This is a genomic window from Runella sp. MFBS21, assembly GCF_029433105.1.
GTDB lineage: Bacteria > Bacteroidota > Bacteroidia > Cytophagales > Spirosomataceae > Runella.
Genome location: NZ_JARNTW010000011.1, coordinates 171,749 through 195,563, shown reverse-complemented (window position 1 = coordinate 195,563; position 23,815 = coordinate 171,749). Strand labels below are relative to the sequence as shown.

16 protein-coding genes are annotated in these 23,815 nt (G+C 41.9%); 13 read left to right on the top strand and 3 right to left on the bottom strand.

The window, feature by feature from the left end:
• Nucleotides 1-21: 21 nt before the first annotated feature.
• Entirely contained in the window at nt 22-3,036 is a 3,015-nt protein-coding gene (locus P1X15_RS20375; protein ID WP_277339979.1) for a TonB-dependent receptor, read from the bottom strand.
• 287 nt (nt 3,037-3,323) lie between these two features.
• Here P1X15_RS20375 and P1X15_RS20370 point away from each other — a divergent pair, with 287 nt between their 5' ends.
• From P1X15_RS20370 to P1X15_RS20320, 11 genes are all read left to right on the top strand, one after another.
• The gene (locus P1X15_RS20370) at nt 3,324-4,094 is read left to right on the top strand and encodes an SDR family oxidoreductase (protein ID WP_277339978.1); all 771 of its coding nucleotides are present in this window, start codon (nt 3,324-3,326) and stop codon (nt 4,092-4,094) included.
• 294 nt (nt 4,095-4,388) lie between these two features.
• On the top strand, nt 4,389-5,129 hold the full coding sequence (locus P1X15_RS20365; RefSeq protein ID WP_277339977.1) for an IclR family transcriptional regulator: 741 nt from the start codon (nt 4,389-4,391) through the stop codon (nt 5,127-5,129).
• Between the two features lie 126 nt (nt 5,130-5,255).
• On the top strand, nt 5,256-5,861 hold the full coding sequence (locus P1X15_RS20360; protein ID WP_277339976.1) for an NADPH-dependent F420 reductase: 606 nt from the start codon (nt 5,256-5,258) through the stop codon (nt 5,859-5,861).
• A 549-nt stretch (nt 5,862-6,410) separates the two neighbouring features.
• Nucleotides 6,411-7,004: an RNA polymerase sigma factor gene (locus P1X15_RS20355; protein WP_028665083.1), complete on the top strand. Its 594-nt coding sequence runs from the start codon at nt 6,411-6,413 to the stop codon at nt 7,002-7,004.
• Nucleotides 7,005-7,081: 77 nt separating this feature from the next.
• Nucleotides 7,082-8,182 carry a FecR family protein gene (locus tag P1X15_RS20350; protein WP_277339975.1) on the top strand — a complete coding sequence of 367 codons (1,101 nt, stop codon included), beginning with the start codon at nt 7,082-7,084 and terminating at the stop codon, nt 8,180-8,182.
• 187 nt (nt 8,183-8,369) lie between these two features.
• The gene (locus P1X15_RS20345) at nt 8,370-11,810 is read left to right on the top strand and encodes a SusC/RagA family TonB-linked outer membrane protein (protein ID WP_277339974.1); all 3,441 of its coding nucleotides are present in this window, start codon (nt 8,370-8,372) and stop codon (nt 11,808-11,810) included.
• A 22-nt stretch (nt 11,811-11,832) separates the two neighbouring features.
• A complete protein-coding gene (locus P1X15_RS20340; protein ID WP_277339973.1) occupies nt 11,833-13,266 on the top strand; it encodes a SusD/RagB family nutrient-binding outer membrane lipoprotein in 1,434 nt (477 codons plus the stop codon).
• 63 nt (nt 13,267-13,329) lie between these two features.
• Complete coding sequence (locus P1X15_RS20335; protein WP_277339972.1) at nt 13,330-15,195, top strand: FAD-dependent oxidoreductase; 1,866 nt, start codon at nt 13,330-13,332, stop codon at nt 15,193-15,195.
• 4 nt (nt 15,196-15,199) lie between these two features.
• Nucleotides 15,200-16,561: an FAD-dependent oxidoreductase gene (locus tag P1X15_RS20330; RefSeq protein WP_277339971.1), complete on the top strand. Its 1,362-nt coding sequence runs from the start codon at nt 15,200-15,202 to the stop codon at nt 16,559-16,561.
• Between the two features lie 11 nt (nt 16,562-16,572).
• Nucleotides 16,573-18,009, top strand: coding sequence for a hypothetical protein (locus P1X15_RS20325; protein WP_277339970.1), 1,437 nt, complete (start codon nt 16,573-16,575; stop codon nt 18,007-18,009).
• Nucleotides 18,010-18,167: 158 nt separating this feature from the next.
• Entirely contained in the window at nt 18,168-19,409 is a 1,242-nt protein-coding gene (locus tag P1X15_RS20320) for an MFS transporter (protein ID WP_277339969.1), read from the top strand.
• Between the two features lie 123 nt (nt 19,410-19,532).
• Here the strand turns inward: P1X15_RS20320 and P1X15_RS20315 are convergent, their stop codons facing one another.
• The gene (locus tag P1X15_RS20315; RefSeq protein WP_277339968.1) at nt 19,533-20,444 is read right to left on the bottom strand and encodes a bestrophin family protein; all 912 of its coding nucleotides are present in this window, start codon (nt 20,442-20,444) and stop codon (nt 19,533-19,535) included.
• A gap of 315 nt (nt 20,445-20,759) precedes the next feature.
• On the opposite strand from P1X15_RS20315, the gene P1X15_RS20310 reads away from it, so the two are divergent.
• Nucleotides 20,760-21,143, top strand: coding sequence for an acyl-CoA thioesterase (locus P1X15_RS20310; protein WP_277339967.1), 384 nt, complete (start codon nt 20,760-20,762; stop codon nt 21,141-21,143).
• A gap of 120 nt (nt 21,144-21,263) precedes the next feature.
• The gene (locus P1X15_RS20305; protein WP_277339966.1) at nt 21,264-22,196 is read left to right on the top strand and encodes a methylenetetrahydrofolate reductase; all 933 of its coding nucleotides are present in this window, start codon (nt 21,264-21,266) and stop codon (nt 22,194-22,196) included.
• A gap of 74 nt (nt 22,197-22,270) precedes the next feature.
• Here the strand turns inward: P1X15_RS20305 and P1X15_RS20300 are convergent, their stop codons facing one another.
• Nucleotides 22,271-23,800, bottom strand: coding sequence for a SusD/RagB family nutrient-binding outer membrane lipoprotein (locus tag P1X15_RS20300; protein ID WP_277339965.1), 1,530 nt, complete (start codon nt 23,798-23,800; stop codon nt 22,271-22,273).
• Nucleotides 23,801-23,815: the final 15 nt, after the last annotated feature.

Below are 23,815 nucleotides of genomic sequence, written 5' to 3'. Positions count from 1 at the left end.
GGATTCATAGGTAAGGATTATTTAAAAAGAAAAATCAAGTCCAATACTGTAAGATTGCATCACCGGGAAAGGCTGCTGAGAAGATACGCCTTGGCCAGTTTCGGGATCCCAACCTTCCCATTTCGTAATTGTGAGCGGATTTTTGGCACTCACAAAAAGCTTTACACTTTGGGCATTTAGTTTTTTTAACCAATTACTCCCTACGGTATATGACAGTGAGACATCCTGTAGTCTGACAAAATTTCGTTGGAAGTAAGCCCTTGCTGCCGTTACGGGAGTACCTACCCACGGATTGGCATATTTGGCGTCAGGATTGCGGGGCGACCAATAATCGGCAAAATTGAACATATTGGAATTGGTCGCATTTCCTTTGGTATTGTTATAACCCGTGAGATGATTAGCGGCCAAATACCCATTTTTTCCACCCTGAATCGAATTGATGAACACTCTGAGCGTAAACTGCTTGTAGGAAAATGTATTTTGGATTCCAAACAAATAAGCAGGTTCGGTTTGTCCCAAAATCGCGCGGTCGTCGGCAGCGGTAATTTTACCGTCATTGTTTTGATCTTTTATTTTATAACTTCCCGCTTCAAATCCAGCTATTTTTTCATCATTTAAGCCATAAACACCCTGTGTTTGGTAATTGTAAATTGTGCCAATGGGCCGCCCAATAAACAGTCCACTCGCCACTAGGTCATCTTCTTTACCGTCGTTGTTAAGGTCCTCCCCCAACAATCTCACAACTTTGTTTTTATTGCGTGTGAAATTGACCGTTACATCCCAAGTTAAGTCTTTGGTTTTCACAGGCACACCATGCAGCATAAACTCAAATCCACTATTATTCAATTCACCAATGTTGGTCAATACACTCGCAAATCCTGAGGTTTGAGGTAGCACTTTTGACCACAATAAATCGTTGGTAGTGGAGTTGTAATATTCGACATTACCGTCAATTCGGCTATTGAAAACCGTAAAATCGGCTCCGATATTAATCCCTCTGGTACGCTCCCACCGCAAATCTTTGTTGGCCAATGTACTCACTGAGCGCCCAATAAAAGTGCCACTACCATCCCCAAAAACGTACTTTGAAGCATCTTCTGCTACTACCCGCGCCAAAGAACTATACCGTGCCACCTTATTACCATTTTCGCCATAACTCCCTCTTATTTTTAGGAAGTCAACAAAAGGCACTTTAAAGAAACTTTCTTCCGAAATCACCCACCCAAAACCCAAAGAAGGAAAAATACCCGTCTTGTTGTTTTCGGCAAATCCACTAAAACCATCGCGGCGTACAGTAGCTTTCAATAAATATTTGCTACCGTAGTTGTAAGCTACGCTTCCCATTTGATAGAGCAAGGCCTCATCCCAAGCTTCCGAATCAATCTTCTGGATTTCGGCCAAAGCCAAGTTGTTATAAGAAAGATTCAAATCCGAAAAGCCCGTACCTGTGGCGCTAGTGCGGTTGTATTTTGCGGTGTTATATCCATAAACCGCCGTGGCGTTGATATTATGTTTGCCAAAAGTCTTGGTATAATTGAAGATATTGTCGAGCGTTTGCTCATATTGAGTTGCATCATTTTTGAAGGCTTCGCCCGTCCGACCAGCATTGTAAGGGTTAGAAGAGTACGTTTTAAAATACTTAAGGTTATGACCAAAGTTGATGCGGTAACTAAAACCTGGCAAGCTAGGAATGCGGAAGATACTGTAAAAATTGCCAACCAAACGATTTTGAACTTCATAATTATCTGATAATGTAGCCAAAAAAGGATTGACATTCACGTCTCCCATTGGATTGATAACATACTCGCCGTTGTCGTTGGTGGGTTTTATTAGTGGGCTTGTCGTGATGATATTGTTCATGCTAGGCGAATCTCCCGAAAAATCAGTAAACGAACCCGAAGTATTGACGCCCAGCGTCAGCCATTTTGTAACCTCTGTATCCAAATTGAGACGTATGGTATAGCGTTTGTAATCATCATTTTTGATGTAACCTTTCTCTCCTGTATATCCCGCCGACAAAAAATAAGTCGTCGTATTAGAACCTCCCGATACACCAATCGAATGATTGTTGAGTAAAGATGGCTGTGTGAGAGCACCAAACCAATCAAAGTTGTTATCAGTGGTAGAGCCGGCCATATTGGGCGGTAAAAAATCAGAATTAGCAAAAGTCCAAGCTGGATTGGGGTCAGTATAACCCGAAGCAGCTGTGTAAGCATTTCGGTATTCAATGTCTCGAGCTTTCTGTAAAAACTCTTCTCTGTTTAGCAACCTTGCTTTTACAGTGGGCGAAGAAACCGCATAACTTCCTGAATATGAAATGGTTGTTTTTTGGGCAGTACGACCCGTTTTGGTGGTCACCAACACCACACCATTTGCTGCTTGGGAGCCATATACGGCTTTACTGCTTGGATCTTTGAGTACATCCACACTTGCCACATCCGCCGGATTAATATCCGAAAGACGACCACTAAAAATGATTCCATCCACAATAATCAAAGGAGCCGTACTACCATTGAGTGTAGAGGTACCCCTAATATTAATCGATGCCTCTTGTCCGGGACGATTGGTCTGACTAATGGTCAATCCTGGCAAAGCTCCTTTTAGAGATTGCAAAATACTCACATTGGGGGCTTCTCTAAAAGCTTCCAAATTGGCCGATGCAATCGCTCCTGTCAAGTCTTTTTTCTTCTGCGTACCATACCCAACCACTACCACTTCGTTGAGTAAACGATTGTCGGTTTTCATCGTAATTGAAAGCGACGTCTGACCATTTACTGGGATTTCTTGAGAGGTATATCCCACAAACGAAATCACCAATACGGGATTGGTACCCGTAGTTTTGACCGAAAACAAGCCATTTGCATCGGTAGAACTGCCATTGGTAGTACCCTTTTCGACCACGTTTACACCCGGTAATTCTTGCCCATTTTCATCGACAATTTTACCCTTAATACTCTGCCCAACTGCCGTACCAACCCACAGCATAAGGATTGCACAGAGCCATTGAGTTTTCTTAATCATAAAGGTTATTTTCATTGGTTTAGAAATTATACTTTATCATTGATATATTTTACTATCATAATGCAATATTATTTGATTATTGATTAGATGTCAATATTTTTGTCAAAATATATTTTTTAATTGTAATTTATTAAGAATACGTACTTGAAATTGTACAATATAGATATTAACTATTAATTAAAAATCACCTTTTTAACTCCAAAAAGTTACAAAACATGATTTTTCGTCTATTCCTCAAAAGAAAAACAGCAAACGATAATTACTCTAAAAAAAATTAATTTTTACTCTAACAATAATCAACTATGATTGTAAACCAACTTTTTGATTTATCTGGCAAAACGGCGCTTGTGACCGGATGTAAACGAGGTATTGGCAAAGCGATGGCGATTGCTTTGGCAGAAGCAGGTGCAGACATCATTGGCGTGTCGGCGTCGTTGGAATTAACCGATAGCGACGTAGAAAAAGAAGTGCGTGCCTTAGGAAGAAACTTCAAAGCGTATCAATGCGATTTTGCCAACCGCACCGACTTGTATCGCTTCATCGCCGAAGTCAAATCTGGTTTCCCTTGCATTGATATTCTTATCAACAACGCCGGGACAATTTTGCGTACTCCCGCCGAAAATCACTCTGATGACTATTGGGATAAAGTCATCGAAACCAATCTCAATGCGCAGTTTGTACTAAGCCGGGAATTTGGGAAAGAAATGGTAGCCCGCAGAGCGGGAAAAATCATCTTTACTGCCTCCTTACTTACGTTTCAGGGAGGAATCACGGTACCGGGCTATGCCGCTAGCAAAGGCGCAATTGGGAGTTTGGTAAAAGCCTTAGCCAATGAATGGGCTAGCAAGGGTGTGAATGTCAACGCTATTGCACCGGGCTATATCAGTACAGACAATACAGAAGCGCTACGCCAAGACTCCGAACGAAGTAGCTCTATTTTGGCTCGTATTCCTGCTGGGCGCTGGGGTAATCCCGAAGATTTTAAAGGAATTACGGTATTTCTAGCTTCCGAAGCCGCCAATTACATACACGGCAGCATCATAACCGTAGACGGCGGCTGGATGGGGCGCTGAGTCCCTTATCAGCCCAAACAGTAGTTCAAACAATAGTTTTGGCTGCAAATAGTTGTTTTTGCGGCCAAAATTTAAATGAAAAATAATACAAGGCAAGCTTCGTATATATTGTAAGGGTCAGGTCACTCTATTTCTTTGAAGCCGTTGCATAAAATTTTTGCGTATACACACCTTATTAACTCGCTGATTTACAGACAATAGCGATTTAAAAACAACTATTAACAATTGCTTTGATTCTTAATTGTGAAATTTTTATCCTAAAATTGGCCATATTTACTCTCACAATCATCAAGTATGGTACAGGTTATTATCAAAGCATTTGATATTTTAGAGATGGTTGCTCAACGCAACGGCCAAGCAGTTTCGCTACCCGAAATCGCCGAGGGACTTCAAATCAACCAAGCAACCACCGCCAATATTATCAAAACCTTGGTAGCCAAAAATTATTTGGAACACATTGGCAAAAAAAAGGGCTATCGTCTAGGACCGATGGCTTACCAATTGACAAATGAAGTGGCTTACGGGCAAGATATCGTGAATGCTGCCAAAGAACCAATGGAGCAACTCACCGCTAAAATCAATGAATCTTGTATACTGGGTACACTCCGAAATTACAAAAGATACATCTTACACATGGTCAATAGTAATCAAGACATTCAAGTCAGGATTAAGTCTGAGCGCAATGTGTATGAAACTGCCAGCGGGCGTCTGCTCCTTGCTTATCTCTCTGAAAAAGAAAGAGAGAGGTTTTTGGCTCACAATGGACTGCCCGATAAAGCCTTTTGGGAAGAAGCCTCCACCAAAGAAGGGTTGCTACAAGCCTTGTCCAAAATCAAGGAAGAAGCTCTCGCCATGACTCACTTCAAACACACGCATTTGGTGGGCTTTGCGATGCCAATCATTGTCAATGGGCAAGTGATTGCAGGTCTTAGCATTTTTTTACCAGAATATCGTTTTTCGGCTTCCAAAAAGAAAGAAATCATTCAGTCTATGCGCGACACCGTCGCTACGATCAATCGGAAGCTTATGGCCTAAGCCATCGCAGAAAATAAAGTTTTAGGGTTAATATTGACAGTATGGATACTTTTCTCTACTTTGAGTTCTGTCTTGCCTTTTAGAGCAAGTTGGGTAAACGTTTATGAAAAATCAATCTAAAAAAACATGAAAATTGGAATCGTTGGTGTTGGCAACATAGGTGGTGCCGTAGCCAAAATTTTTGCCAAAGCTGGTCACAGCGTTATTCTTTCTTGGTCTAGAAATCCCGAAAAATTACAACAACTCGCCGCCGAATTGAGTCAGTATCAATCTGCCGAAGTAGGCACACCTGCCGAAGCAGTTCAGAAAGCTGATGTGGTAGTCTTATCGGCAAAATTTGCAATCATGGATGATATGCGCAGTGAAATGGGTGACGTCACGGGCAAAATCATCATTGATACCAACAATCAATATGATATTGTATTGCCCGAAGGAAAAAGTGCCGCCCAAGAAGTACAAGAGCGATTTGAAGGCGCTACAATCGTCAAAGCATTCAATACGCTGTATTTTGAGTTTTTACTTTCCAAAGGTTTTGCCTCTCCTCGCTTCATCATTCCTATCTCTAGTGACGACGACGCAGCCAAAGCGCTTGTATCACAATTGATTGAAGAAGTGGGTTTTGATGCCTATGATTTGGGGGGACTCGAAAATGTATTTGCGCAAGAGGTGACAGGACCTCTCTACAACAAACTCTTGACAAGCGAGCAAGCTGATGCATTGCTAAATGCCTAGTCACAAACGCTACCGACGCTGAAAACGTCGGTAGCGCACTAGTCTTGTGACATTTTTTTAGATATTCTTTTCTTCTCGCTGCTCACAATCCACATCGTTTCCCAGCTAAACTTCACTCTTTCGGAATCCTCCAATAGCTTGTAAAAGCAATAATGGCTTTGATAAATAGGCTCAAGACTATCTTTGTTTGCCTCCCCCTACACAATTTGTTTTTCAGAAAAACTTCATCTATTTGCACTCATAATACCAAAATTTGAGAATAAATGCCAAAATAGTGGAAAAAGATGCCAAAGTATTAAAACTAATTCTTTAGAAAATACTATTTGTTTGCATTCTGTGAATAAAAAACAATGCACCGAGATAATCCTTCCCCTTTATCTCAAAAATTTTATTTTAAAGGTTAAAAGTAGATTTAAAGCCAATCTGATTTTCGGATTGGCTTTTTAGTAAGTAATCATACTGGTATATAAGTGAACAATCCTAGGATGTTTTCTACATAAAATTTAACTTTTCCCTACTTTTGTACATTCTTAATCTAATCATAAAACGGTGAGCATCGCACAAATAGCTGACGAAATCTTATGGCATCGCCTCAAACAAGGTGATAAAGCTGCTTTTTCGGAGCTTTTTGAACGTTATCATGCTTCTCTGACGGTTTATGGAAATTCATTAATGTCGCATCCAGAACGAGTGCAGGATTGTGTTCAAGATGTGTTTGTGGATGTGTGGCTATATCGTCACGCGCTTAGCGAAACAGTGGTCGTAAAAGCATATCTACTTTCAAGTGTACGCAAACGAATTGCGCGTCTTTATCAGCGTGATAACGTTTTTCGACAAACCACCTCTTTGGAGTCCCTTGAGTTTTTGCTTGATTTTTCGGTAGAAGAGCAGTTGATTGCGGATGAAGAAACCGCTACCCAAGTATCACAACTCAACCGCCTTATCAACAACCTCCCTGCGCGCCAAAAAGAAGCGATTTATCTTCGATTTCATCAAGGACTTAGTATTGAACAAATCGGCGAGATGTTAGATATTAATTATCAGTCGGTTACTAATTTGCTTCACCGAGCGATTCAGCATCTGCGCAAAGCATGGAAGGGCGATTTGACCCTCCTAGCCCTCTTCATTTATAGAATGCTTTAATTTTTTCAAAAAAAAATACCATAAACTGAGTATCGTCCCCAAAAGCTGTCCTCTCTGTTTCTGAAACCCTTTTTCAGATGCAAAAGCGTGACCAATACCATACCATAGAAGATTTTTTAACGGATGTATCTTTTCAAAGATGGATTCGGGAAGGAGAAAATGACGAAAATTGGGTCGAATGGAGCCTCGAAAACACACAACGGGCTAAGTTGGTAGAAGAAGCTCGTTTGTGGATTTTGGCGACTGCTGTACCTATTCCACCTAGTAATCTTACCCAAACCGCTTTACAAAATACTTGGGATAAAATACAGTTGAAGGAAAAAGAATTGGAACCCACTTTTATAGCTTCTTCTAATAGACTTTGGTGGTGGAGCGCGGCGGCTATTGTGATTGTGGGTTTAGGCATCGGATGGGTATTTTACCAACAAAATAAAACCAAAGAATCACTGTTGACTTACTCCGAGCTAATCAGTCAGACCGCCGAGGGACTTATCGAACAAACCAACAATACCAATAAGCCACAGCTGATTACTCTGTCTGACGGAAGTTCGGTGTTATTGTATCCTAAGAGTAAACTGAGCTATCCCAGAAGCTTTGCGGGGAGCGAGCGTAAAGTCTTCCTTTTGGGAGAAGGATTTTTTGAAATTAGTAAAAATCCCAAAAAACCATTTTTGGTTTTCTCAAACGAAGTAGTCACCAAAGTAGTAGGAACGAGCTTTCGCATCAGGGCATTTTCAAATCAACCAAATATTGAAGTGACTGTCAAAACAGGGCAAGTCAATGTAGAATCTAATGACTTGATAACCAAGTCAGAAAAGAAAAGTGTGACCTTGCTACCCAACGAAGGAATCCGTTTTTTGAGACAAGGGCTGTCTTTTGAAAAAATGGCTACGCTTCCTAACAAAGATATGTCTGCGCCCTCAACCTATGAGATTGAACAAGTCAATTTTGAGTTTTCGGATACGCCCGTTTCCCAAATATTTGCCATCTTAGAAGAAGCTTATTTGCTAGAAATTGATTTCCCCGCAGAGAAGTTAAAAGACTGCTATCTTACAACTTCCCTGCAAGACCAACCTCTCCCCGAAAAACTCAAAATTATTTGTGAGAGTCTTGGCAAAAATACCCGTTATGAAATGAACGGAAATCAGATTATTATTTTATCCAATGGTTGTAACTAAATCCAATCTGCCTATGTATTGATTATTAGAGCTTTATCTAAAAACAAAAAGCGCCGAAATGCTGCTACATATTCGACGCTCAAAGGTTTCCCCTGCTATGTTTCGTAGACATACCCTCTGCTAAGGGTAAGGGGCTTGCTTTTGCCAATACCACCGTAAATAGTACCAACTAAAACAATTCAAAAGTATGAAAAAAACATTGACCCACAAACGGTTATTGTATAGAATCGTGCAAACGTCCCTTTTACAAATCTTCATAGCTATTCTTTTTTCGGGTATTACCTTGGCAACTCCCGTCAAAGGGCAAGAAATGCTTGAACGCAAAGTATCGATTCATGCATCTGACTTACCCCTTGGGCAAGTTCTCAAATCGCTCGAAAAATCGGCACAGGTTAAGTTCTCCTTTAACTCTAGGACTTTGAACCTTAATCAAAATGTTTCGGTAAATGCGACCAACGAAACACTCTCCAATATTTTAACAAAAATCCTTAAACCTTTAAACATTAGTCACATACAGGTCAGCAATCGGATTGTATTAAGAAAAGAAGAAGCTGCTAAAGTGGGCTTGCTAGAAGAGCCTTTACTTCCGACTATCATCTTGCCAGTGGATCAAAGTATTTCGGGTACTGTCACCGACGAAACTGGAATGGGCCTACCCGGAGTAAGCGTTTTGGTGAAAGAAACGGGTTCTACTACTCGACAACGAGGCACTACTACCGACCCTAACGGGAAGTATAAAATTGATATTCCTGATGGCGATGTGTTTTTGGTTTTTTCTTTTGTAGGATACCTTCCACAAGAGGTTCAAGTGGGTAATCAGACTCAAATCAATATTTCGCTCAAAGCTGATACCAAAACCCTCGACGAAGTAGTAGTAACGGCTTTTGGTATCAAACGCGAACAAAAAGCGTTGGGCTATGCTTCGCAAAAAATTGGCGGAGAGCAGCTATCGTCGGTCGGGAATGCCAGTATTCAAAATTCGCTCCAAGGCAAAGCGGCGGGCGTTCAAGTACGATTGAGTAGCGGTATGCCAGGCCGTCCGGCTCAAATCAATATCCGGGGTTCTCGTTCGATTACGGGTTCCAACGAGCCTTTGTACGTCATTGATGGTTTGCCAGTAGCGGCAGGAAGTCGTTCGATTGATTTCAATCCTTCGGATGTCGAATCTATGGATATTCTGAAAGGACCGGCAGCGGCGGCGTTGTACGGGGTGAGAGCCTCCAATGGTGTCATTGTAATCACCACCAAAAGTGGCAAAAATGCCAGCAGAAAGCCAGTCATTACTTTTGAATCACAATTTGCCCAAGACAAAGTAAGTTTTTTGCCAAAACTTCAATACGAATATGCCCAAGGAAACAACGGGGTTTTTGACCAAAATGCGCTGTTTGCTTTTGGACCAAAAATCAGTTCTATCGGTACTTATACCAATTTGTTGGGCGAACAAGAGCAAGCCGCTTCGTACCGAAATATGGATGATTTTTTTGGGGTAGGAAGTACGTTTAACAACAATCTTGAAATCGCTCAAGGTGGGAGTTTTGGTAACTATGCCATTGGGATTGGCCGAACCGACCAAACAGGAGTCATTGACAAGACGGGTTTGCAACGAACCAATGTAAAGTTTAATGGTATGATGACTCCCTTTACAAAATTTAAAATTGGGTTTTCGCTCAACTACGCCGACATCAACGTTGATGATTTTCCGGACGAAGCAGGCAATGTGGCCTTTTTCCGAACAGTGTACGAAACGCCTGCTTCTTACAACTTAAAAGGCAAACCCTTTGCAACGGCTACCAATCCTTATCAACAAATTTTGTTTAGGGCGGCTCAAAACAACCCTTATTGGATTCTTGAAAACAATTTTAGAAATAGCCGCACGAGCCGCACGTATGGCAACTTATTTTTAGAATATCAGTTGGCTAAAGGCTTAAAAGCTACTTATCGGGTAGGTTTGGATAATTTTAATACCAAACTAGAGCGTTATGACGAATTGGGTACGGGTCCGACGGGGAGAACCACCCCGCCAAGCGGAGGGCAATTTGTGCTTCAAAATCAACAAGAAAGCCAGTTGAACTCCAATTTTTTCTTAAGCTACGATACCAATCTTACGTCTGATTTGGTACTTAATGCCATCGTGGGAAACGAGCTTTTTGACATAAGACGCGCCAACAGCTCTACCAACAGCTCTAATCTTGTATCGGGTGATTGGCCCAGCATCGCCAATGGAACTACTATTACATCAAACAACAGTAAAAATGCCCAAAGAGTAGTTGGGTTTTATGGCAACGTAAACCTTGGATTCAAGGAGATGCTTTACCTGAACCTCTCGGCTAGAAAAGATTATGCTTCCAATTTACCTTCTGGCAATCGTTCTTTTTTGTATCCTTCGGCTGGCTTAAGTTTTGTGCTCACGGAAGCAGTTCCTTCTTTACAAAATCTATTTACGTTTGCGAAGCTTCGGGCCAATTATGCAGAAGTGGGGCAGTTGGGACAGCTTTTTGTGAACGGAGTGGGATATTCGGCAGCCAATCCGGGCTATCAATTTCCGCTCAATGGAGTCGCTGGTTTTTTGCCTAGCAGTACCAGCATTAGTTCTACACTACGCCCCGAAAATACCCGCAGTGTAGAACTAGGAGCAGAATTGCGTTTTCTAAAAAACCGTATCAGTTTTGATTATACCTATTTTAGAAGTCTTTCAGATGGGCAAATTTTCGGCATCCCGCTTCCACCTTCTACAGGTTTTAGTAGTCAGGTCAACAACGCTGGAAAAATGCTTTCGAGAGGACACGAGGTAATGGTACGCATCACTCCTCTCAAAAATCCGAACTTCAATTGGGACTTAAATATCAATTTTTCAAAATATAAAACCACTATTGAAGAGCTACCTGGTGGATTGAGCCGAATCGAACTTTCTAATGCCAGTGGGGCCGTACGACTCGTAGCCGAAAAAGGACAAGTATATCCTTCATTCTTTGGGTCAACTTATCAGCTCGACCCTGCTTCGGGGCAGCGCGTGATGAACACTGCCAACGGTTTTCCCTTGGTAAATCCCGTTTCCCAGATTTTGGGCACGCCTAATCCTGACTTTGAATTCAATTTTATTAACAGCCTTCGTTATAAATCTTTTCAGCTAGGTTTCCAGATTGATTGGAGAAAGGGAGGATTGTTTTTCTCACAACTTCAAGCCGAATCTCGTACGCGTGGTTTGTCGGTTGAAACACTCGATAGAGACCAACAAAAAGTGATGCCTGGCAAGAAAGGGAGATTTGTAAATAGTGATTTGATCATTGAAGGCGACAACGATATTGCCATTTACAAAACCAATCCCTATTGGGCGGCGGTCAATACAATCACAGCTGCCAACCTCGACGATGCTTCTTTTGTGCGGTTAAGAGAAGTAAACTTTAGTTATGATTTACCGACAACGGTTTTCAAAAAAATTGGCTTGTCAGGAGCAAGTGTCTTTTTAACAGGACGAAACTTGTTCCTGATTACCAAGACATTTGTAGACCCAGAATTAAACATGACCAGCACATTATCGGGCGCAAGTACTGGCAACTCAGTAGGTATTGAATGGTACCAACAACCCCAAACCCGCAGCCTCGGCGGAGGTATTCGGTTGAAGTTTTAGTCCAACTCAAAAAAGATTTTCGATGAAAAAGACCCTATATTTTGCTACTATTTTGGCTTTGGTCAGCACTGCTTGTTCTGATAGCATTTTAAATAAAATCGATACCAATCCAAATGTCATCTCCGACGCTCCTTTAAATACCCTGTTGCCAGCAGCCCAAATGACTACTTTCCAGCGGGTGGTGAGTCCGGTTTCTATTCTTTCGGGCTATACTTCGGAGCATACCAATTTTACGGGCGTCAATACTGCTACCAAATTACAAGTAGGCAGTGGCGGAACTATCTGGAACAATGGCTTCTTGGCTATTCGCTATTTTAATGATGTACGCGACAAAGCTGATAAACTTCAGCGTCCGGGGTATTCGGCCATTGCCGACATCATGTCGGCTTATACCTTGTCTCTTTTGGTGGATGTTTTTGGCGATATTCCTTACAAAGAGGCGAGTAGAGAGGATATTATCCAACCTAATTTTGATAAAGCCCAAGACTTATATGGCGAAATGCAAAAACTCCTAGATAGCGGCATTCAAAAATGCGATCAAGCATCGGCTGCTACGAGTCGCCCCGCCAATGACGACCTTGTTTTTAAGGGTAATATGACCTTATGGAAAAAAACAGCTTGGGGACTGAAAGCCCGTTTGCACAATCGGTTGAGCAATGTTTCGGCGCAAGAAAGCGCCAATCAGGCCATTTTGGCTATCAACAATGCCTTTGCACCTACCGAAAATTTTACGGTATCGGCCTATCAGAGCAACCCTGAAAATGCGAACCCTATCGCCAACAATTTTATGAATGCCGCTACGATTGTGGTTGCTGATGGTATTGTGACCGCCATGAAATCATTCTTGGAACCTAACGAAGAGGTGATAGCAGATCCTAGAGCCAATATTTGGTTTACCAAAATAGGCAACAAAGTAGTTACACCTCCTACAAGCCGAGGGAATACCGACGTAACCCTCAACGGAACGCTTTATTCCAAACCTTTATATTTACAAAATCGCCCTTCTCCCCTACCCTTACTGACTTATCCAGAGCTAAAGTTTATCGAAGCCGAAGCACAATTGCGGCTAGGCGACAAAACAAAAGCCTACGATGCTTATCAAGCAGCAGTACGCTCAGCGATGAGTCAAGCAGCGATTTTCAATGCCGCTGCTACTCTTACAAGTACGCAAATCGACAGCTACCTCGCTCGACCCAAAGTACTCATGGGAGCCGATAAACTTACTTTAAAGGATATCATCAATCAGAAGTATATTTTCTTGTTTGTTTTTCAAAGTCAGGAAGCGTATAATGACGTCCGTCGTACGGGTCTTATCTCGCTCAACGACCCCGATGGTACAGCCAAACGTTTGCCCTATCCTGTGGATGAAATTTCACGCAATGCCAATGCGCCCCAAGTGTCGGATCAAAATACAGTTTATCAAGACAATGCCCGTTTGTTTTGGGCAAAATTGTAAACAATTGACCTATCCACTGGGAAAAGCTTTGATGGTTTTTCCCAGTGAAAACCCATGTTACTGATGAAAAAAATCGTCTTCCTTTTATTGTTTTCCCTATCCCTTTTTGCCCAGCCCAACCGCGCCGACATCGTCATTTATGGAGCTACTCCTGGAGGGATTTTTGCGGCAATCAACGCCGCTCGACAAGGGCACAGCGTAGCCTTGGTAGAAGAGTACAAATACGTCGGCGGGCTGATGACAGGCGGCTTGTCGTTTACGGATTTTATCTCTTTAGAAGGACTCAGCGGCACCTTCAACGAATACCGATTTAGGGCGTTGGCCTATTACGAAAACAAGTACGGCAAAAACTCAACCCAAGTAAAAGAATGCTACTTTGGAGTCAATGCAGAGCCTCATGTTACTTTGCTGATTTTCAATCAAATGCTGGCTGAACTTCCTTCTATTAAAGTCTATACCCAACATCGGATTGTGAAAGTTGCTACTACCAAAACGAAGCAATTGCAAACCAAGATACAAACGGCGACTTTTGTTAATTTGGTAGATAATAAACCCCTTTCAATTTCAGGAAAAGTTTTTATTGATGCTACTTACGAAGGGGATTTGGCCGTAGCGGCAGGCGCTCAATATCGTATCGGTCGCGAATCAAGAGAAGAATTTTGTGAGCGTTTTGCGGGGCATATTTTCTCAAAAAGCGGACAAATCCTTCCAGGAAGTACGGGTGAAAGTGACAAAAAAGTCCAAGCCTACAACTTCCGTATCATCATGACCGACTCCGCCGCCAACAGTCGCAAAGTGGAAAAACCACTTGACTACAATCGTGAGAAATACTTACCTATTGCGTCGGTTTTTAAAAGTGGAAAAGTAAAAAAAATATTTACTCAAACCCCCGACGGAATCCTCAGAGTACAGCCCATCGCCAATCGCAAAGCAGACATTAATGACATTAAAAATGCTCCTGTAAGAATGTCGTCTTTAGGCGAAAATTATGATTATCCTGACGGAAACCCCGAAACAAGAGCACGTATCATCCAAGAGCATCGAGCGCATATTTTGGGAATGATTTACTTTTTACAAAACGACGAGAGTATTCCGCTCGAAGCTCGAAAAGAAGCGCAAGCGTGGGGGTTGGCTAAAGATGAATTTATGGACAACGACAACTTCCCCAACCGACTCTATATCCGCGAAGCCCGCCGTATCATGGGCAAAATAGTGTTTACCGAAAAAGACACTTATCAAGCGCCTAGTTCGATACGGAGCGTACTTAACCCCAACACCGTCGCAATCTGCAATTATTCTCTGAATTGTCACGGCGTTTCGGCGCCAGGCCCTTTGTATGCCGATATGACCGAAGGGGATTTTAATTTTACACCCCAACCATTCCAAATTCCTTATGGTGTGATGCTACCCCATCAGTTTGAAAACCTGCTGGTACCAGTTGCAATTTCGTCGAGTCATGTAGGTTTTTGCGGTATTCGGCTTGAGCCTACTTGGTCGGCTTTAGGACAAGCGGCAGGATTGGCCGCTCATTTGAGTCTTAAAAATGGGGGTAATGTAACAGCCGTTAATATTCCTGAATTACAGTCTCTTTTGTTGAAACAAAAATCCAAACTCATCTATATCAGCGACATAGAAGATCAATCTCCTTATTTTGAGGCCGCTCAATATTTTGGAATGAAGGGCTTTTTTCATGACTTATACCCATTAGCAGACATTCAAATCAAGCCGCGTGTTATTCACAAATTGCAATATTCGGATGCAATGAGCTATCATAATATTGAACCAGAAAAAACCCTTGACGAATCCTTAGCAAAAAATTGGATCAAAAAATTACCCACCACTCACCAAGCCAAAGCCGCTGCTTTGTACCAAAACCAATCGTGGAAACGCGGCGAATTTTTAAAAGCTCTTTACCAACAAAAACCATAAACCCATGCCAAAAAGAAGAGATTTCCTCAAAGCTGGTGCGGCTTCGGCACTAGCCTCCTTGCCCTCATGGGCCAACGAATATACTCCTCTGGACGATAAAAAAACCGTCAAAGAACCCCTACGGGAGATTCCTATCGTGAGAGAAACCGATGTCATCGTATGTGGTGGCGGGCCTGCTGGTGTGGGAGCGGCTTTGAGTGCAGCGCGTAGCGGTGCCAAGACCACCCTCATCGAATTACACGGTTGTTTGGGAGGGGTTTGGACGGCCAGTTTATTGAGTAATATCATTGACCATGAAGGCAAGCCCGGCATCATGAAAGAAATCATTGAACGCCTTGATACTTCTGATGCTCAGTACACTGCCAAAAAATATGACGCAGAGCTGATGAAATGGACGCTCGAGCAAATGTGCAAAGAAGCAGGTGTTGAGGTGCGGCTACACACGCGAGTAACGGCCGCTTATCAAAACAAAAACAAGAAAATAGACTATATCACCACCGAAAGTTTTTCGGGTAGAGAAGCGTGGAAAGCCAAAGTTTTTATCGATACCACGGGCAATGGCGAACTTGCTGCACGGGCAGGTTGCGGTTTTGACGTAGGCGAACCCAATACGAGTCGCGTACAGCCTATGTCGTTGATGGTAATTTTAAGCGGACTTCACGAAAATGATTTGGTGAAAGCAGGCTATGTGAAAGGGAATGGTAAAGATGGCTCGCCTACCGAACCAGGAAAACGGAAATTACACGCCGAAATCTTAAAAACAGGTATCGATGCAAGTTATACCATGCCCTCGTTTTTTGTGATACGCCCCGATATGGTAGCACTCATGGTCAATCATCAGTACAATGTTTCGTCAACAGATGCAGACGGAATCACCAAGGCCACTATCGAAGCTCGCGATGAAGTAAACCGCATCATTGAAGGTTTGCGAAGTTTGGGTGGTATGTGGTCAAATGTTCGGATTGTGACTACTGCGGCGCAAATTGGCATTCGCGAAGGGCGGCGTATTCATGGTATTTATACCCTCACCAAAGAAGATTTAATCAAAGGGGCACAATTTGAAGACGGCGTATGTAACGTAAAATTTACGGTAGATGTGCATTCGCTCATCAAAGGTGAAGGAGGAGGATATAGCAACAGCGGCGTCAAAATGAAACCTTATCAGATTCCTTTGCGCTCACTGATAGCCAAAGATGTCAACAACTTAATGATGGCAGGACGCTGCATCAGTGGCGATTTTTTTGCCCATGCGAGTTATCGAGTCACTGGCAATGCCGTCCCTATGGGCGAAGCAGCAGGCAGAGTAGCCGCCAAAGCAGCCCTCACCAATCGATTGCCCAAAGAAGTAAGTTGGGGAGAAGTGTAGCTTTTAGGTATATGAAAAGTACAAAAGATTTTATTTGGGTAATATCCCTCCTACTAGGCATCCTAAGTGAGGGATTTGCCCAGACCAAAAGTTTTATCAATGCTTCTGACTTTGGATTTTCGCCCGAAGCAAGTGGTACCAAAAATGCCGTAGCTCTCCAAAAAGCCGTTGATAAAGGCGGAACGGTGATTGTGAGTAAACCTGGTACGTACAAATTAGCGGGCACCGTTTATGTAGGTAGCCATACTACTTTGGATTTTGGTAATAACGTGTTTATCCAAAAAGTAAACGAAAAAGGCGATTTTTCTCACGTTATTATCAATAAAGGTGCTCCCACCAAAACTTACGACCAAAATATCACGATTCGAGGGCTTCATATTTTGGTCAACAAAATGGACGTTCGGAAATTTGTGGAAGCCTATGGACTTCATGGACAACTGGCGTTTTTTTACGTCAAAGACCTCAAAATAGAACGCTTTCGGTGTCTGGATTTGGGAAAAGCACAATATGGCATTCATGTATGTACTTTTGAGGATATTATCATCGATGATGTCATTATCAAAGGAGAAAAAGACGGGGTGCATTTGGGCCGTGGAAAGCGCTTTACGATTCGAAATGGTGTTTTCCAGACTTTCGACGACGCCGTAGCGCTCAATGCCCACGATTACTCCACCGGAAATCCAGAATTGGGATGGATAGAAAATGGCCTCATTGAAAATTGTCATGACCTCAACGCCGAAAACACTACCGGTTATTTTTGTCGAATATTGGCTGGGGCTTGGACCGATTGGAAAGAGGGCATGGAAGTACAGCAGTCGGATGCGGTGATTGCCAACGGAAAAATCTATCGTGTACAAGCCAAACCCGACGGTACTAAGTATATTTCCAACACCAAACCCACCCACGAAAAAGGTAGCATGGTTTTGGATGGGATCAACTGGGGTGTGGTACAAGACGATGTCACTTATACGGCAGGAGTGCGCAATGTCATTTTTCGGAATATATTCTTAGAAAAACCTCGTATCGGACTTTCTATCCACTTTGACAACGATAAATATAGCCGTTCTTATTACCCCAATGCGCCTATTCCTTTGCAAGAAAAACTCAGTTTTGACAATGTTCGTGTATTACATGATAAGCCCATTCCTTTTCTGTCGATTGCTACTCCCGTAGATTTGGTCACGATTAGTAATTCGACCATCAAAAACAATAATATCAAGTTTCTGAGCAACAAAGCCATGACGAATTATTTCAAAACCAACCTTCTCATTTATGGTTGTGCATTTGATTATGAGGGGTCATTGGAGCTTATCAACAATTCGATTGCGGGCAAGGTGATTTCGCTCAAAACTTTTGGAAACGTCTCATTAAGGGAAGGTTTTTCGGCCCAAATTAAAAATAACCACGGCGAAATAACCGTCGACTCTGACCTGCCTGGTCTAAAATAAAAGTATCTTTTTGGGGCTTATAAATGCCTTTTTTGGCATTTGTAAGCGGTATTCCCAAAATTCTTCCAAAAGGCTTTAAGGGTTTTTAAAGAGAAGTTCGTCTTTATAAGACAACCTTTTGCCTTTTACAAAATACATTGAATTCAAAACCAATCCTAATGCAAACGACACTCAACCAAAAAACAACGCTCCAACATCTTCTCAGTATTCCTGTCATTGTAGCCGCTCTAGGTTATTTTGTTGATATATACGATTTGTTATTGTTCGGAATTGTCAGACTTCCAAGTTTAAGTTCACTCGGTCTTTCAGAATCGGAAGTATCTTCCACGGGTGCCAGCATTCTAAATTGGCAAATGACGGGGTTGTTGTTAGGCGGAATTTTATGGGGGGTTTTAGGAGATAAAAAAGGTCGCCTTTCCGTTCTTTTTGGTTCTATTCTCACTTACTCCATTGCCAACATTCTTTGTGGATTTGTTCAAACCCCCGAAACGTATAAGATGCTCCGTTTTATTGCGGGTATAGGGCTAGCGGGAGAGCTAGGCGCGGGTATTACCTTGGTTTCCGAAATCCTACCCAAAAACCTCCGCGCCATTGGTACTTCCTTGGTGGCCGGCGTGGGTTTATTAGGTGCAGTAGTGGCTTACTTTACGGTCGAGTTTTTCGATTGGCGTACGGCTTATTTTATCGGGGGCGGTATGGGAATCACACTATTATTGTTACGTATTGGCGTTTTTGAGTCGGGTGTTTTCGAAAACATCAAATCTCAAAAACACGTAGCCCGTGGCAATTTCTTTTCTTTATTTACCAATCGAGACCGTTTGTTGCGGTACTTAAAGTGCATTGGTATGGGCGTCCCTACTTGGTTTGTGATTGGGATTTTAGCCACCTTTAGCAATGAATTTGGCAAAGCACTTTCGATAAGCGAACCTATCAAACCTGGCCTTTCTATCATGTGGTGCTATATCGGTCTATCAGCGGGCGATTTGGTAAGTGGATTGCTGAGTCATTGGTTGAGTTCACGCAAGAAAGCCGTATTGCTTCTGATGCTCTTCACATTGGTATGTACCCTTATTTATTTGTTTGGGGGTATCCAATCAGCAAGTACATTTTACGGACTCACGCTTTGTCTGGGTTTCGGAATCGGCTATTGGGCCATGTTTGTTACGATTGGTGCCGAGCAGTTTGGTACTAATTTGCGCGCTACTGCCGCCACTACCATTCCCAACATGGTACGCGGGACAGTGGTATTGATGACCACTTTATTTGCCTACTTTAAAAGCTCGTTTAGTGTCATCGAATCAGGAGCTTTGGTAGGGCTGCTATGTTTTATCACTGGGATTGTTTCGACCTTGACCATTGCCGAAACTCACAACAAAGACCTTGATTTTTTGGAAGAATAAAAGCTTATTACTCATTAACCTTTTTTGCTCTGCAATAGGTTATTACAAAGTTCAATTGGTACGCAACCTTGAAAAGAAATGGCCGTGCGGCATTTCTTTTCAAGGTTTTTTTAGCCCCTAAACTTAGTCAATAACAGCCCCTTGAGAAGGGACATAAGAAGGAAGTGGCAAGCCCGCCATTTCAGAAAGCGAACACTCAACCATCAGACACATTGTATTGAGTGCGAGGTCGTTGGGTTCAGTACCAAATGGCTCGCTGATTTCTTCAACAATGGCATCTAAGGCCATAAATGTGTAAGCAATAAAGGTCACCATGACGGGGGTCATCCAGCCTATACTATCTACCAAGCCAAAGGGTAGCATAAAACAATAAATGTATACTGTACGGTGTAAAAGTACATGATAAGGAAATGGAATGGGTGTATTGCTAATTCGTTCACAACCGCCTACTATAGCCGAAAGTTTGTCAAGGTTTTGATCTATTCCCATTTTAGTAATAGAGTCGATGTACCCTTGTTGCTGTTGATAATCAAGCCACTGCGCCATTTCTTTTAAAATTAACACAGGTATAAACTGACCTTTTATCAACTCCACAGCTAGTGCATTTGGAAGCAATCGATGAATATCTTCAGAAGGGTCTGTTTTTCGCAGTTGATGTTTTAAAGCATAAGTAAAGGCAATGGCTAGCTGTACAAATTCCGCTTTTTGTTGGTAATCTGCTTTACTATAAGCCAATACTTGACGCACAACAGACCTTGTGTCAATCATCAATGCTCCCCATAGTTTTCGACCTTCCCAGTAGCGTTCATAAGCGGCGGTGTTACAAAATCCTAAGAAAATAGCCAAGGCAATACCCACAAGCGTAAAAGCAGCTGGATTTAAGGCAATTTTATAACTGAACAAAAACCCGTGATAGCGATAAATAAGCACAGAAAACAATGCCAGAAGAAACAATCTAGGGAGGATTTTGGACACTACAGAGCCTCGCCATACAAACAACATTCGAATCCAGTTTTCTCGTTTCCTTATAATCATAATCTCAATATCGGATTTTCATAATTGAATGGTAAAATAATACAAAATTAAGTTTAGAGAAATGATGTTTTCCATAATCTCATTTAGAAGTCACATCACCTTCAAACAAAATGTCTTTTTATTGCCAATATTAGGATAAATAATCTAATATAATAAATATATTAAACGTAATTTTCTTTTTTATTAAAACATATACGATAAATATTACTTCTTAGTATACCTTTGTTCGAGTCCTTTCAATACCATCTAATTTTAGGTTTAATAGACATTCAATAGCATCAATTATCTGTCATTTAGATTCCAAACAACCCACAAATGACTCAACAAGAAAGAATTCAGAAAGCCGAAACGCATGTTTTTAAGGCCGTTTTTCCGCATACCACCAATCATTATGATACGCTTTTTGGTGGGACAGCCATGCAATGGATGGATGAGATTGCTTTTATTACTGCCACTCGCTATAGTAGACAAAGATTTGTGACAGTCTCCTCCGACAAAATTGATTTCAAAAAAGCCATTCCTCACGGTACTATTGTAGAATTAATTGGTTCTGTAAAACACATCGGTCGCAGTAGTATGCAAGTGCTAGTGGAGGTCTACGTTGAAAATATGTATGAAGAATACCGCGAAAAGGCAATCAAGGGCAGTTTTACATTTGTGGCAATAGATGAACACAAAAAAACAATCCCTATCAGATAAGTAGCTTCCACTAGGTTTTGCCCTTAATCACAACAAAGGTTTGCAAATCCAATCGTTTGGAAGTCAAAATTATCCTTTCAAGTGTTATGTTTGCGACATTAAATAATTGATTTTGATTTTATGTTTTTAGATAAAATTACTACCAAAAGCTCTGGACTTTTATTGTACGGCATCACTCCTCCAAAATCCGAAACTCCTCCCGAAAAGGTGAGCATCATTGCTGAAAAAACTTTAGCTCGACTTATTGATCTTGATATTGATGCCTTGATCATCTATGATGTACAAGATGAATCGACGCGTACTACAGAAGAGCGTCCTTTTCCTTTTTTGGCCGCTTTGGATCCATTTGATTTTGCTCGTAATTACCTAACCTCGCTAGAGATTCCCAAAATTATCTACCGTCCAGCAGGAAAATTTTCAAAAGAAGAACTGCGTCAATGGATTGGTCATCTGAAACACAATTCGTTTTATCCTGTCTTTGTGGGGGTGCCATCACCTGATTTTAAACCTATTACAAGTTTACCTGAAGCCTACGAAATTTGGCGAGAGTTTAGTGAGGAATCCGTCATTGGGGCGGTGACCATTCCAGAGCGTCATGCGGTGCTTAAAGATGAAGACCAGCGAATGCTCGACAAAATGAATCAAGGAGTGAGTTTTTTTGTGTCTCAGTGCGTTTTTGATTTAGATTATGCCAAACAAATGTTGATTGATTTGGTCAAAACTTGCCAGTCAACTCAGCGGCAATTACCTACGGTGATTTTCACGATTACGGCCTGCGGTTCGAAGAAAACCCTCCAATTTATGGAATGGCTAGGTATTCACCTTCCTGTGGCTGTCAAAGAGAATTTACTAAATTCTGAGAATATTTTGGCCGAATCGGTAGCTTTGGTACTTCAAATTGCGAAAGAGTTGATTGATTTTTGCACAACCAACCAAGTTCCTTTTGGTTTCAACATAGAGAGTGTAGCTATTAGAAAAGAAGAAATTGAAGCATCTATCGATATAGTCAACCAAATCAAGGTGATGCTACAAGAAAACGGAGTCAGGGCATAAATTATATAATCTTAAATCCATAAAAAAACCTCCTTGTGACCAAGGAGGTTTTTATTTAATAGCTGTGTTCTTAACTATTTAAGAATCCACATACTTTGATTGTAATCGTCGTTTCCAGTAAACTGTGACTGAATCGCCGCGTTTACGTTTGTGGTATTATAGTCTAGCTCTTTTTGTGGATAAATCCAGCGAATTGGAAATTTATCGGAAGGTACATTTAAGTTAGACTTAGGATTGATTGGGAAAACAGGGAAACCTGTGCGACGGTTCTCAAAAAACGCATCAAACGGCGCGTGGAGCATAAATGTACTCAAATAACGCTGCGTGATGATTTGCTCCAACTGAACTGCCTCACTCGCGGTAGTTTTCAACTTCACCTTGTCAGAAGCCGCGTATGCATCAATGTACGCATCGGTCATTTTGCGTTTGTGGTGGAATAGTTCGTTGTCAGGCGTAAAACCAGCCGTAAACTTCATACTTGCTTTGATACCGTCGGTGTAATGAGTACTCGCCGAGCTCGTAGTCCAGCCACGGAGTGCCCCTTCAGCCAACATAAATTTCACCATAGCATAGCTAAGTACGTATACGGGCTCCGAATTGGCAAGTTCAAGATAACGGCTATTTACGTTTGAGTAATCTTTTCCGCCAAAAATGGTCGATAATTCTGAATATACCATTGAGGGGTCGTAGCCTACGTAGGTATCCCAGCTATCGATAGCGGCGCCTTTCGCTGTTCTAATGGGAGATGGGTCTGCGTAATAAAACAAACGATAGTCTTCCAATTCTTTGAGTTTATCCACCACGACGTTAGTCATCATGGTATAGATACGCGTCGTATTTCCCAATTTGTAGAAAGGATAACGCTGACCCGCAAGGTCAGAATACGTCAATTGGAAGTTGTCAGCATTGCTTTCAAAAATTGGTTTTGTGGTCGCAATGGTGTTGAAACGTTCTTTTACTTTCAAATCGGCATCGCCCGTTTTGCGGTACAAATGCAACAATACTTGAAGTTCAAATGAGTTCACCAATTTTCTCCACTTCGTAATATCCCCATTGTAGATTGGATCACCGTCGAATTTGATACCGCTGGCAAACAATTTGTCGGCTTCTTCCAATTCGTTCAACACCCCCACCATTACTTCTTTCTGTGTAGAATACTTAGGGTTCAATGTCCCTTTTTCTCCCAACAACGCCTCTGCATACGGAATATCTCCCAACTGCATCGACAACCAGAAAAACTTGTAAGCTTTCACAAATTTACCGAGAGCAGTATACGAGTTTTTGTAAGCACCATCAGGAGAGAGCTCAATCATCTTATCGACGTTGTTCAGCACCGCAAGGCCATCAAAGTTTGCTCTACCCAAATAGTTGTATTGGGCGTTTTCTGGAAACTCCATCCGAATGATTGATTTCCCATTCATCATCGAGGAAATGCTCCCCAATGAGTTTTTAGTAATATCAAGGATGAGCGTTGAGGCAAGCATAGGAGCCGATGCCTTGGTCGCGGCGTTGGGGTTGGTATTGATCTCATCAAAATTTGAGCAACTACCCAACGAGAGACCTGCCACCGCGATTAAAAAGTATTTTTTCAATGTAAATTTCATACCTAATTCTTTTTA

What these genes read in the sequence shown, in the direction of transcription:
- P1X15_RS20375 (WP_277339979.1), bottom strand. Translation starts at nt 3,036, where the DNA reads ATGAAAATAACCTTTATGATTAAGAAAACTCAATGGCTCTGTGCAATC.
- P1X15_RS20370 (WP_277339978.1), top strand. Translation starts at nt 3,324, where the DNA reads ATGATTGTAAACCAACTTTTTGATTTATCTGGCAAAACGGCGCTTGTG.
- P1X15_RS20365 (WP_277339977.1), top strand. Translation starts at nt 4,389, where the DNA reads ATGGTACAGGTTATTATCAAAGCATTTGATATTTTAGAGATGGTTGCT.
- P1X15_RS20360 (WP_277339976.1), top strand. Translation starts at nt 5,256, where the DNA reads ATGAAAATTGGAATCGTTGGTGTTGGCAACATAGGTGGTGCCGTAGCC.
- P1X15_RS20350 (WP_277339975.1), top strand. Translation starts at nt 7,082, where the DNA reads ATGCAAAAGCGTGACCAATACCATACCATAGAAGATTTTTTAACGGAT.
- P1X15_RS20345 (WP_277339974.1), top strand. Translation starts at nt 8,370, where the DNA reads ATGAAAAAAACATTGACCCACAAACGGTTATTGTATAGAATCGTGCAA.
- P1X15_RS20340 (WP_277339973.1), top strand. Translation starts at nt 11,833, where the DNA reads ATGAAAAAGACCCTATATTTTGCTACTATTTTGGCTTTGGTCAGCACT.
- P1X15_RS20335 (WP_277339972.1), top strand. Translation starts at nt 13,330, where the DNA reads ATGAAAAAAATCGTCTTCCTTTTATTGTTTTCCCTATCCCTTTTTGCC.
- P1X15_RS20330 (WP_277339971.1), top strand. Translation starts at nt 15,200, where the DNA reads ATGCCAAAAAGAAGAGATTTCCTCAAAGCTGGTGCGGCTTCGGCACTA.
- P1X15_RS20325 (WP_277339970.1), top strand. Translation starts at nt 16,573, where the DNA reads ATGAAAAGTACAAAAGATTTTATTTGGGTAATATCCCTCCTACTAGGC.
- P1X15_RS20320 (WP_277339969.1), top strand. Translation starts at nt 18,168, where the DNA reads ATGCAAACGACACTCAACCAAAAAACAACGCTCCAACATCTTCTCAGT.
- P1X15_RS20315 (WP_277339968.1), bottom strand. Translation starts at nt 20,444, where the DNA reads ATGATTATAAGGAAACGAGAAAACTGGATTCGAATGTTGTTTGTATGG.
- P1X15_RS20310 (WP_277339967.1), top strand. Translation starts at nt 20,760, where the DNA reads ATGACTCAACAAGAAAGAATTCAGAAAGCCGAAACGCATGTTTTTAAG.
- P1X15_RS20305 (WP_277339966.1), top strand. Translation starts at nt 21,264, where the DNA reads ATGTTTTTAGATAAAATTACTACCAAAAGCTCTGGACTTTTATTGTAC.
- P1X15_RS20300 (WP_277339965.1), bottom strand. Translation starts at nt 23,800, where the DNA reads ATGAAATTTACATTGAAAAAATACTTTTTAATCGCGGTGGCAGGTCTC.